This is a genomic window from Embleya sp. NPDC025285, assembly GCF_055558835.1.
The window spans coordinates 1-10,894 of sequence record NZ_JBVHLU010000191.1 but is presented as its reverse complement, the minus strand read 5'-3'; the positions used below and the strand labels follow the sequence as shown (position 1 = coordinate 10,894).

Annotated in this window: 10 protein-coding genes; 7 read left to right on the top strand and 3 right to left on the bottom strand. The window is 72.4% G+C overall.

The window, feature by feature from the left end; genetic code table 11:
• The first annotated feature begins 209 nt into the window (after positions 1-209).
• Together ACZ4FV_RS50485 and ACZ4FV_RS50480 are read left to right on the top strand one after the other, a co-directional pair.
• Positions 210-656, top strand: coding sequence for an MFS transporter (locus tag ACZ4FV_RS50485; protein ID WP_465328104.1), 447 nt, complete (start codon positions 210-212; stop codon positions 654-656).
• Positions 611-1,429 (top strand): MFS transporter, encoded by an 819-nt coding sequence (locus ACZ4FV_RS50480; protein ID WP_465328102.1) that lies wholly within the window; start codon positions 611-613, stop codon positions 1,427-1,429. The genes ACZ4FV_RS50485 and ACZ4FV_RS50480 overlap by 46 nt, the downstream gene beginning before the upstream one ends.
• A 90-nt stretch (positions 1,430-1,519) precedes the next feature.
• Here the strand turns inward: ACZ4FV_RS50480 and ACZ4FV_RS50475 are convergent, their stop codons facing one another.
• Positions 1,520-2,275 carry a tRNA(His) guanylyltransferase Thg1 family protein gene (locus ACZ4FV_RS50475; protein WP_395870229.1) on the bottom strand — a complete coding sequence of 252 codons (756 nt, stop codon included), beginning with the start codon at positions 2,273-2,275 and terminating at the stop codon, positions 1,520-1,522.
• Between the two features lie 6 nt (positions 2,276-2,281).
• Positions 2,282-2,740, bottom strand: a complete 459-nt coding sequence (locus tag ACZ4FV_RS50470; protein WP_395870231.1) for an AAA family ATPase — start codon at positions 2,738-2,740, stop codon at positions 2,282-2,284.
• Positions 2,741-2,882: 142 nt separating this feature from the next.
• On the opposite strand from ACZ4FV_RS50470, the gene ACZ4FV_RS50465 reads away from it, so the two are divergent.
• Positions 2,883-3,215 carry a cupin domain-containing protein gene (locus ACZ4FV_RS50465; RefSeq protein WP_395870233.1) on the top strand — a complete coding sequence of 111 codons (333 nt, stop codon included), beginning with the start codon at positions 2,883-2,885 and terminating at the stop codon, positions 3,213-3,215.
• A 125-nt stretch (positions 3,216-3,340) separates the two neighbouring features.
• Entirely contained in the window at positions 3,341-3,919 is a 579-nt protein-coding gene (locus ACZ4FV_RS50460) for a HutD family protein (protein ID WP_395870235.1), read from the top strand.
• Positions 3,920-3,987: 68 nt separating this feature from the next.
• Here the strand turns inward: ACZ4FV_RS50460 and ACZ4FV_RS50455 are convergent, their stop codons facing one another.
• Entirely contained in the window at positions 3,988-5,730 is a 1,743-nt protein-coding gene (locus ACZ4FV_RS50455; protein ID WP_395870237.1) for a chitinase, read from the bottom strand.
• A gap of 378 nt (positions 5,731-6,108) precedes the next feature.
• Between ACZ4FV_RS50455 and ACZ4FV_RS50450 the strand changes: the two genes are divergently transcribed.
• The 3 genes from ACZ4FV_RS50450 (at position 6,109) to ACZ4FV_RS50440 (ending at position 10,419) form a co-directional block, all read left to right on the top strand.
• Positions 6,109-6,906 (top strand): TIGR03084 family metal-binding protein, encoded by a 798-nt coding sequence (locus ACZ4FV_RS50450; protein WP_465328098.1) that lies wholly within the window; start codon positions 6,109-6,111, stop codon positions 6,904-6,906.
• Between the two features lie 534 nt (positions 6,907-7,440).
• Positions 7,441-8,082 (top strand): response regulator, encoded by a 642-nt coding sequence (locus ACZ4FV_RS50445; RefSeq protein ID WP_395870336.1) that lies wholly within the window; start codon positions 7,441-7,443, stop codon positions 8,080-8,082.
• Positions 8,083-8,334: 252 nt separating this feature from the next.
• Positions 8,335-10,419: a sensor histidine kinase gene (locus tag ACZ4FV_RS50440; protein ID WP_395870240.1), complete on the top strand. Its 2,085-nt coding sequence runs from the start codon at positions 8,335-8,337 to the stop codon at positions 10,417-10,419.
• Positions 10,420-10,894 lie beyond the last annotated feature (475 nt).

Here is a 10,894-nt window from a genome sequence, read left to right as displayed (position 1 = left end):
GGAAGGGCAAGGACAACCGCGGGGGCGGACACGGGTGGAAGAACCCTCTCCCCCCCCACAACTCTCTCCGGGTCGGGACAGGGCGCGTTTCGCCCCCCCCCCCCCCCCCCCCACACGGGGCGTCCCCACGCCTCGATGCATCTACATATCTCGATATGTATCACAGACGGTTCGGCGGGCCCGCCCCGGCCGGACCCCGAAAGGCGACGATGAAGAACACCTCCCTCACGATCACGACCCTCGCCCTGGGCGTGTTCGGGATCATCACCACCGAGATGGGCATCGTCGGCGTCCTGCCCCAGGTCGCGGCCGAACTCGACGTCAGCCCCTCGACCGCCGGCCTGCTCGTCGGCGTCTTCGCCCTGGTGATCGCGGGATCCGGGCCGTTCATGACGCTGCTCGCGTCGGGGATCAACCGCAAGACCGTGTTGGCGACGGCCATCGCCGTGTTCGCCGTGTCCAACGCCGTATATGCGCTGACCACCCGGTTCGAGGTGATGTTCGCCTTCCGGATCATCCCCGCCGTGTTCCACCCGGTGTTCTTCTCGGTCGCCCTGGCCACCGCGGCCCGACTGGTGCCCTCACGCGACGCGACCCGGGCCACGACCCGGTGTTCGCCGGCGTCACCGTCGGCTTCGCCCTCGGCGTGCCGTTGACCTCATACCTCGCCGAGCACCTGTCGCTCCAGGCGGCGTTCTGGTTCGGGGCCGCGGTCAACCTGATCGCGTTCCTGGGCATCCTGCGCTACCTCCCGGCCATGCCGGTGGAGCGACGACACACCTACGGCGCCCAGGTCGATGTGCTGCGCAGCGGCCGGATGTGGCTGACCATCCTGTCGGTGGTCCTCGTCTTCGCGGCGATGTTCTCGGTCTACGGCTACTTCGCCGAGTTCCTGGGTGAGGTCACCGGCCTGGACGGCTCCTGGATCAGCGCGCTGCTGATGGCCTTCGGCATCGTGATGATCCTCGGCAACTTCGCGTTCGGCGCGCTGCTGCGCCGTGCCGCGATCCGCACGGTGTTGCTGTTCCCGGTCCTGTGTCTGGCCGTCTACGTGCTGCTCTACGCGGTCGGCCCGTACGCCGCGGTGATGGTGGTGGCGGTACCGATCTGGGGTGCGGTGCACTCCGGCGGCCTGATCGTCAGTCAGTACTGGCTGAGCCGCGAAGCCCGGGATTTCCCGGAGTTCGGCAACAGCCTGTTCATCTCCTTCTCGAACCTGGGCATCACCGTGGGCACCACCGTCGGCGGCCGGCTGCTCGGTGCGGCGGGGCCGCGCGGGCTCGCCTGGGTCGGGGCCGGCTTCGCGCTCGCCGCACTGGTCACAATGCTGCTGCGGCTGAACCTGGACCGAGTGGAGCGGCGCCGGCGGTCGCCGGAGTCGACGCAGGCGCCGACTCCGGCCACCCTGGCGCCGGCCGAACCGGCCTGACGTCCGAGCAAGGCGGTGCGGGGGCCGCTAGGGTCTTCGATCCCCCGCCGAGCTCCACGACGGGGGATCGAAGACACGCTCTCGGCCGGCTCAGGGGGTGGGATCGGCGAGCGCGGCGATCAGCGCGCGGTACTCGTCCTTCATCGGCAACTCCCGCTCCACCCGCACACGCCGCCGGGTGGCCGAGACCTCGATCTCGCGGACCGGGTCGTAGCCGATCCGCTCGAAGCTCTCCCACCAGACCCCGACCCCGCGTCGCTGCCACGCGGGCAGCTTGTCGAAGTTGACGCCGTGCGCGAAGAGCAGTTCGTTCTTGTCCGCCTTCGACAACCGCGCCAAATCGTGGGTGGCCGCCCGGGCGGACCTGCCGTCCTTGCGCAGCGTCCAGTAGCACCAGCCGTTGAGCGCGCAACGGGCCGCGTCGGCCTGGCGCCAGGAGAAGTAGTCGACCACATCGGAGACACCCGTCCCCATCCAGATCCGGCTGTCGAAGTGGGCCGGGATCCCCGCGCGGTGGGTGAACGTCGCCGACGCGATCCCGGCGGTCACCGAGACCAGCTTCTCCACCTCACGGCCGAACATGTCGAAGGACGGGTCCAGCAGGATCGATATCTCGTCGCTCTCGGTGTACGCGTAGCGGGCGTCCAGCTCGGTGAACAGGGCCTGCGCGGTCTCGCCCATGAGCGCGGCGAAGCGCTCGTCGAAGGGCTTGTCGAAGTGCTGCTCGGTGAAGCGGGAGAAGGACCGGCCGTCCACCCGGATCACGGTCCACGCGCCGGGCAGCAGCACCAGCGAGTGGAACCACTCACGCGACCGTTGGCTCGCCTCGAACCGGTCGGCATCCATCCCGAATCACCCCTCGCTCAGCGTCTGGACCACGAACCCGCCGGCGCCGTCGAACCGCACGACGTACCGGGCATCGAACCCCTCGTCCGGGCCGGGCGCTCGCAGCCGGGCCAGCGTGGCACGAACCCCCACCTCCGGGACACGGGTTTTCCCCTCCCGCACGGCATTGCGCTCCAACGATCCGACCGGATCGGGCGGAAACCAATAGGCGACCACCTCGGCCCCCCAGGCGTGCGCGAGTTCGACGATCGGCCGCCGATCCTCCGGCGCGGGGTTGGTGTTGTCCACGGCGACATCCCGCCCGGCCGCCAACGCCTCCTCGATCAGCCGTTGTTGGCGGCGCTGCCGGTTCCGCGCGCGGGGAAAGTGGTCCTTGCTCACGTGCACATGCGTCCCGGCCAGGACGGCCCGATGAAAACTCGACTTGCCCGCGGCCTGAAGCCCGATCAGCACCGCCACCCGCATGCCCGCTCCACTCCCGCCGCCACCGACGGGAGGCCGGCGGATGGCCCGAACAGTAGCCACGGTCAGCGGTGTGGGACGGTCCGGCGGCGATCCGGTTGGGTCGTTCGGGCTTTTGGTGAGGGGGCGTGTGCACACTGTGAGCATGGAAAAGCTCTCCTTGGATGCTCAGGTCCGCGAACTGCTCAAGCTCGCCGCAGCCGCGTCGACGGGGCGTAGTGCCCATACCGTGTACGGCGGCCACGAGCACATGCTCCGGCAGACCCTGATCGTGCTGACGACGGGCACCGCGCTGGCCGAACACGAGAATCCCGGGGAGGCGACCATGGTGGTGCTTCGCGGGCGGGTCCGACTGATCGCCGGCGAAACGTCGTGGGAGGGACGCTCCGGCGATTTCCTGGTCGCCCCGAAGGCGCGACACAGCCTCGAGGCGTTGGAGGACTCGGCGGTGCTGCTCACCGTGGCCAAACGCGACTGAACCCCGCGGATCCGCACGTCCCGGGGCTGCGGGCCGCCGGGCACGGAATGCGCGGCCGGACAGCGGACGGCGCGCCGGCATCATGGCGGTGCCGCATCGCCCCCGACCGGAAGACAGGCACCCGCGTGAGCAACCTCTTCGACGTCGAGTCGCTACCGGTCGGCCGGTGGCGCAACGGCGGCGGCGACACCCGCGAGATCGCCACGCAGGCCGCGGCCGACCCGGCGGACTTCGACTGGCGCGCGAGCATCGCGACGATCTCCGCCGACGGACCGTTCTCCGCCTTCCCCGGCGTGGACCGGACGATCACCCTCCTCGCGGGCGGCGGCGTGCGGCTGGTCGGGGACGACGGACTCGACCACCGGCTGGACCGAACCGGCGAACCCTTCGCGTTCTCCGGCGAGTCGGCCGTTCGGGCCACCGTGCTCGGCGCCGGTACCCGAGTGCTCAACATCATGACCCGGCGTGGGCGATGGGCCGCGCGGGTGCACCGGATCGCCGCGCCGGTGGCGGCACCCGCCGGTCACGCCGGTGTGCTGTACGTGCTGTCCGCACCGGACGCGCCCGACACGCCGGCAGGAGACGCGCCCGCGCCGACGTTGCGGGCCGGGCAGGGGTTGTGGTGGGCGAGCGGCGCCGCCGTGCCGACGGCGCCGCTCGCGACCGGTGCGGTCGCGCTGTGGGCGGACCTTCGTCCGCTGTAGCTGTAGTGGCGTGGTGCCGAGTTGCCGTGGTCCTCGAAGGGAGTGACCCGGTGTGCGGACGGACGGCGTCAGGGCATCGTGCGCAAGTGCGCCGAGATGGAGTTGGCCAGGCCATAGCCCGCGGTCGCGTCCCAGTTGACCGACCACGTCATCGCGCCCCGGATGCCGGGCCAAGTGGTGGTGGGCCGGTAGCTCCCGCAATTGTTGCCCAGGGCCAGGCAGTCCAGCGCGTTGTTCACCACGCCGGGCGGGACGTACCCGCTGCCCGCCGCGCGCCCGGTGGCCGGGACGCCCAGGGCCACCTGATCGGGGCGCAGCCCGCCCTGGAGTTGCATGCAGGCCTGCGCCGTGAGGAAGTCGACGCCGCCCTGCGCGTACAACTTCTGGTCGCAGCCGAACATGGTTCCGGAGTTGTAGTACTGCATGTGCACGATGGTCAGGATGTCCTTGATCCCCAGGGCGAGTTGGAAGTACGCCGCCTGGTTCGACTGCATGTCCAGCGTCTGCGGGGCCATCGTGATGATCAGGCTCGTGCCGATCTGCGCCCGGATGGCGCGCAGCGCGGTCGCCATGTAGGTCGGGCTGACACCGTTCTCCAGGTCGATGTCGACGCCGTCGAACCCGTATTCGCGCAGCAGTGCGGTGGTCGTGCTCGCGAACATGGCCGCGGAGGCGTTGTCGCCGACCCAGACCGCGCCCAGTTCGCCGCCGACCGACAGGATCACCTTCTGGCCGCGGGCGTGCATGGTCGCGATGTCGGCCTTGAGGTCGGCATTGGTGTACCCGCCGAGTGCGGTCGACAGGCCCGGGTCCACTCCGAAGGTGACCGCGCCCCAGCGGGTGCGGTCGGCCTCGGCGAACGCCACCGCGACCAGGTTGTAGGACGTGGGGACATCACGCAGGCGCAGGTTCGTGGAGCCGTTGACGAAGTTGTGCCAGTAGCCGGTCATCACCCGTTTGGGCAGGCCGGTCGGGTCCTGGCCGGTGGGGCCGTCGGGACCGGTGGTGGCGGTGACCGGGGCGGAACGCGCGGACGTCCCGGCGCTGTTGCCGGCGGCGACGGAGAAGGTGTAGGTGGTCTCGGGGGTCAAGCCCGGGATCTCGGCCGTGCTGCCGGTGACCGTGGCCACCTTGGTGTCGGCGCGGTAGACGTCGTACGCGGTCGCACCGGGCACCGCGGTCCAGCCGAGCGAGACGCCGCGTGCGGTGGTGCCGGTCACGGCCAGTCCGGTGGGTACGGCCGGGATGGTGGTGCTCCCGCCCGGGCCGACCAGCGAGACGTCGTCCGCGAGGTACGCGGGCTGTCCGTACCAGCCGTTGAGGTGGATGGTGACGCTGGTGGTGCGGGCGCCGGTGCGGAACGTGGTGGTGAGTTTTTGCCAGCCTGCGGCGGAGGACGTCCAGGTGGAGACGTCGGTGGTGCCGGTGCCGGTCGCGCCGAGGTGGATGTACGAGCCCTGGACCCACGCGGTCTCGGTGTACTCGGAGTCGGGTTGCACCGCGACGGTCTGGCTGCATCGGGCGTTGTCGCCGCCGACCGGGGTGGCCTTGAGCGCGCCGGTACCGCTGTGCACGGGGCTGGTGACGGGGCTGCCGGTGCCGCCGGAGCAGGTCCAGCCGGACAGGCCGGACTCGAAGCCGCCGTTCACCACGAGTTCGGCGGCGGCGGGCGCGGGCGCGGCGAGCGCGATCAGACCGGCCGAGGCCATCGCGCACGCGGTGAGTAGGGCGGTGACGAAGCGGCGCGGGGTGCGCCTGCCGCGCGGAACGGCCTGCGCCGCGCGGGTGTTCGGGGGACGTTTCGGTGCCATCGTGGGGTGTTCCTCCCGTACCGGCCCGGGCGAGTGCCTGCGGGCATGGGCGTGCCTGGAAGGGAGGGTGGACCCGGGTCGGCACCGCATCGCCTGATGGGACGTCAGGCTGCCTCGGCGCAGGGCGTGCGCAGGCCGTCCGGGCGCACCCGAGGGTGCCGGGGGTGCCTGTGTGCAGGACGAGTTGACCGCCGAGGCGAGCGAACTGTCAATAGGTCTGGACCAATTGCCTCACCCCGAGGAGCGGCACGCGCCGGTGGCGGTCGCCGGGCGGCGTGGTGGGCTTGTGTGTGGATGGGGCCGATGGAACGCTGCCGGGGTGTGTGGTGTCGGAGCGGTGCCGGTGCGGGTGCCGTCCATGGCGGAAGGACGGGGACGATGGTGGATCTCGTGGCCGTCCTGGCCGATCTCGACGCGGAGGGCACCGCGTTGGACCGGCTCGTCGGCGAGCTGACGTCGGACGCGTGGGCCGCACCCACCCCCGCGCCCGGGTGGACCATCGCCCACCAGATCGCCCACCTGGCCTGGACCGACGACCAGGTCGTGTCGGCGGCGACCGATCCGGGCGGCTTCGCGCTCGCCGTCGCGGACGCCGCGGCCGACCCGGACGGCTTCGTCGACCGCGCGGCGAACCGCGCCGCGGCGGCACCGCCCCAGCGCATCCTGGCCGGCTGGCGAGCCGGTCGCCGCGCCGTGTCCGCCGCGCTGGCCGCGCTCCCGACGGGACGGCGGTTGCCCTGGTACGGCCCGCCGATGAGCGCCGCGTCGATGGCCGGCGCCCGGATCATGGAGACTTGGGCGCACGGCCAGGACGTCGCCGACACGCTCGACGTGCGCCGCCCGCCCACCGCCCGACTCCGATACGTCGCCCGCATCGGCGTACGGGCCCGCGACTACGCCTACGCCGTGCACGGTCTGCGGCCACCCGAGCGGGAGTTCCGGGTGGAGCTGACCGGCGGGCCCGAAGTCGGCGGCCCATGGACGTACGGCCCCGAGGACGCGGCCGAGCGGGTGACGGGACCGCTGCTCGACTTCTGTCTCCTGGTCACCCGGCGCCGGCACCCGGACGACCTGGCGGTCCGGGCGCACGGCGCCGAGGCCACTCGCTGGCTGGGCATCACCCAGGCCTACGCCGGACCACCCGGCCCGGGCCGCACCCCCGGCCGGCGCGACTGACCCGACCTGCCGCGCGCCCCACCCGCTCTCCACCCGCCCTGCGTCGATCCGCCCGTCTCCCGCCCGCACGACCCGCATGGCCCGCCCGGCCCGCCGCACACCGGAGCCCGCCGCGCACGAGCCCACCTCGCCCTCGATCCGCCGCACGCCGGACCCGCCTCGCGCCCGGTGCGACACACACCCCATCCGTCTCGCGCCCGACCCACCCACTGCGCACCCGACCCGCACCACGCCCCACCCGCCTCACACGACCGGTCTCGCGTTCGCCCCGCCGCACGCCCCACCCGCCTCGCGCCCGGTGCGACACACACCCCATCCGCCTCGCGCCCGACCCACCCACTGCGCACCCGACCCGCACCGCGCCCCACCCGCCTCACACGACCGGTCTCGCGTTCGACCCGCCGCACGCCCCACCCGCCTCGACGCGGGGAAGTGGGCGCGGACAACATCCCTCGGCGCGCCGAATTCACCTGAAGTAGCCGTCGGATCACGCGTAGTATGTACCGCGTGGTTGGGGAGAGCGGGTCCGAGGTAGTGCGTGTCGTGATCGTCGACGACCATCCGTTGTTTCGGGCGGGTTTGCGGGCCGCCCTGGAGAGTGCCGGCGACATCTCGGTGGTGGCGGAGGTCGAGACGGCCGCCGCGGTGCCCGAGGTGATCGCCGAGCGGCGTCCCGATCTGGTCGTGATGGACCTGTCCCTGCCGGACGGCTCGGGGATCGAGGCCACCCGCCGGATCGCCGCCGACACGCCCCGCGTTCCGGTCCTGGTGCTGACCATGTCCGACGACGACGGCAGCCTGCTCGCGGCTATGCGCGCCGGGGCGGGCGGCTATCTGGTCAAGGGCGCCGGGCGGGACGAGGTCCTGCACGCGGTGCGCACGGTCGCCGCCGGCGGCGCGGTGTTCGGCGCACAGACCGTGCCCCGCCTGACCGCGTTGCTGGCGAGCGGCGCGCCACGCGGTGCGGAACGGGTCTTTCCCGAGTTGACCGATCGCGAGTGCGAGGTGCTCGACCTGCTCGCCCGCGGCCTGGACAACCGGAACATCGCCCGTCGGCTGTTCCTCGCCGAGAAGACGGTGCGCAACCACATCACGCACATCTTCGAGAAGTTGCATGTCGGCACCCGCGCGGAGGCGGTGGCCCACGCCCGCGACTTCGGCCTGGGTGCCGACTGAGCCGGCCGCCGAGCCGGCCGCGCGGCGCGCCCCGAGCGGACCCGCCCCGAGCCCGACTCGGGACACCGTCCGGGTCCGCTTCAGGACCTCGATGGGACCGGTGCCTCGTGCCCTCGGGACCGGGCCCCGGCCATTCTTGGATGTCCGAACCGCGCCGGCCCGTCCGCACCGGGATCACACCGGCGTGGTTCGGTCCCCCCGGCTCCACTCGTTCGCGCCGTCGTCCGACGACGTCCCGTGAGGAGGCGCCACATGCCCATCGGCATCCGAGAGCAACGCTCCGGCCTCGACCGGGCCTACGCGGTATGCGGCATCTCGCTGGTCGCCGGACTGATCACGCTGATCCTGCTGATCACCCACCTCGACGATGCCCGGATGCCGCCGCGGCCCGCCCTGATCGGCGTGTCCACGCTCCAGGGCATCGCCTTCGCGCTCTCCGGGCTGTTCGTGATCGCGCGGCGCTCGATGCCCGGCCTGGGTTGGGTGTTGTTGTGGACGGGCCTGGCCTATCCGCTGTCGAGCGCGGTGTTGTTCACCGCCGTGTTCGCGGGGGCCGGCCCCGGCTGGGCCGCCTTCGCGATCTCGCTGTGGCTGGTCACCGACGCGGTGTTCCTGTTCGGGATGTACGCGCTGCCGCTGTGGCTGCCGCGCGGGACGCTGCCCGAATCCTGGTTCGTACGGGCGTACGCGGTGCTCGTGGCGCTGTGGAGTGTCCTGCACGCCTACAACGACTACGCCGAGTCGTCCTGGTACGGCCTGCCCAGCTTCCTGCGCCACGGCGCCTGGGCCGCCGTCCAGCGATGGCTGAACGAGTGGCTGACCCCGCGCCTGGAGCTGATCCCGCCGCTGGTGATCCTGGCCAGTCTGCTCGTGATGACGGTGTGCTGGGTGCGCCTGCCGGGGCCGCAGCCGATGCGAGTCCTACCGCTGTTGCCCTACCTGTTGTGGCTGGCCGTGCTCTTCCTCGGCTACCACCTCGAACTCTCGGATCTGCTCTATGAATTCCTCCTCTACGCGGGCGTGCTGGTGTGGCAGCTCTGCTTCGCGTACGCCTTCGCCCGGGACCGGCAGTGGCACCTCGACCGGTCCACGCGCAAGGTGCTGGCCGCGTTCTCGCTGGCCGCGGTGCTGATGGGCGGCTACTTCGCGGTGGCCGTCGCGCTGTCCGCCGTACTGCCCGGCGCGCGCACCGCCGGCGCGTTGGTGATGGCGGCCGGCGCGCTGGTCATCGGCGCGCTGCTGCGGCCGACCATCGGGTGGGCGATGCGGGTCGTCGACCGCTTCTACTACGGCGAACGGGCCCGGCCCTATCAGGTCGTACGCGACCTGTCCGAACGGCTGAGCCGGGCGGTGGCACCGGGCGCGGCGCCGACCCTGCTGTGCCAGACCGTCGTGTACACCCTGGGCCTGCCCGGCGCCGGCGTGGTGGTGGACACCCGGCACGGCGAACGCGAACTCGCCCGGATCGGCGACCCGGACGCCGACCGGGTCGACTTCCCGCTCACCTACGAGGGCGTGGTCATCGGCCGGCTCTCCGCGCCGCCGCGCGCCGGGCAGGACACGCTCGACCGCCAGGATCTGGAGGTACTGCGCTTCCTCGCCGACCAGGCGGCGCCCGCCATCGCGTCGCTGCGCCTGTACGAGGAGCTCCAGGAGACCCGCGAGCACATCGTGCTCGCCCGTGAGGAGGCCCGCCGCCGGTTGCGCCACGACCTGCACGACGGCCTGGGCCCCGCGCTCTCCGGCACTCGGCTTCAGGTCGACACCGCGCGGGCCTGCGTACCCGTGGGCACCCCGGCCGAGGGGACCCTGGCCATCGCGTCGCGCAGCATCGGCGAGGCGATCACCGAACTGCGTCGGATCACCGACGGCCTCGCGCCCGCCGCACTGGCCCGACTCGGCCTCGCCGACGCGCTCCGGGAGTCCGCGTCCCGGCTCGACGGCGGCGACGGCGCCCACCCGCGGATCAGGGTCACCTTCGACCCGGACCCGCCGCCGCCGCTGCCCGCCGCCCTGGAGGTCGCGGTCTACCGGATCTGCGGCGAGGCGCTGCACAACGTCGTCCGGCACGCGCGGGCCCGAAACGCCACCCTCGGCGTCCGGGTCTCCGACACCCGGGTCACCCTGGAGGTGGTCGACGACGGCGTCGGACACCGGGACCGCGACCGCACCGCGGCCTCCGACGGTGTCGGCCTGGCCTCGATGGCCGAACGCGCCGAGGAACTCGGCGGCAGCTTCACCGCCACCAGCGACGAACACGGCACCACGGTCCGTGCGGTCATCCCCCGGCCCGGGACCGACACCCGGGACCAACCCGGGACCAACCCGGGACCGTGACCACATGCGGGCATGGTCGGGCCGAGCGAGAGTGGAGGAGCGGTGATCGAAAACGGTCACCTTGTCCCCTTCGAAGCACGGAGATCGAAATGTCGACGAACCCACGCCCGAAAGGTGGCAACCCGCCGCCGGGATCGCATGACCCCGATCGGCCGCTCGGCTGCCACCCGCCCAACAATCCGTGCGACAGCGTGGAGCCCGCTCCGCCGAAACCGGACGCCCCGGACGGCGGCCACCCGCCGCATCGGGCCGACGCCCCCGGTCCCGGTCGCCCGGAAGAACCGGACACCCACCACCCGCCGATCGCCTGAAGCGATCCCAACCCCATATCGGCCCGGGGGGGGGACAGGGGGCGGGGGGGGGGGGGGGGGGGGAAGCGGGGGGAACGAGGGGGGGGGGGGGGGGGGGGGGGCGAGAATGCGGGCGGTGTGCGTTGGGCCTCTTTTCCCTACCGGCTTTCTTTGGGTCGCTGGGG

Coding starts and splice junctions, on each gene's coding strand:
- ACZ4FV_RS50485 (WP_465328104.1), top strand. CDS start 210: ATGAAGAACACCTCCCTCACGATCACGACCCTCGCCCTGGGCGTGTTC.
- ACZ4FV_RS50475 (WP_395870229.1), bottom strand. CDS start 2,275: ATGGATGCCGACCGGTTCGAGGCGAGCCAACGGTCGCGTGAGTGGTTC.
- ACZ4FV_RS50470 (WP_395870231.1), bottom strand. CDS start 2,740: ATGCGGGTGGCGGTGCTGATCGGGCTTCAGGCCGCGGGCAAGTCGAGT.
- ACZ4FV_RS50465 (WP_395870233.1), top strand. CDS start 2,883: ATGGAAAAGCTCTCCTTGGATGCTCAGGTCCGCGAACTGCTCAAGCTC.
- ACZ4FV_RS50455 (WP_395870237.1), bottom strand. CDS start 5,730: ATGGCACCGAAACGTCCCCCGAACACCCGCGCGGCGCAGGCCGTTCCG.
- ACZ4FV_RS50450 (WP_465328098.1), top strand. CDS start 6,109: ATGGTGGATCTCGTGGCCGTCCTGGCCGATCTCGACGCGGAGGGCACC.
- ACZ4FV_RS50440 (WP_395870240.1), top strand. CDS start 8,335: ATGCCCATCGGCATCCGAGAGCAACGCTCCGGCCTCGACCGGGCCTAC.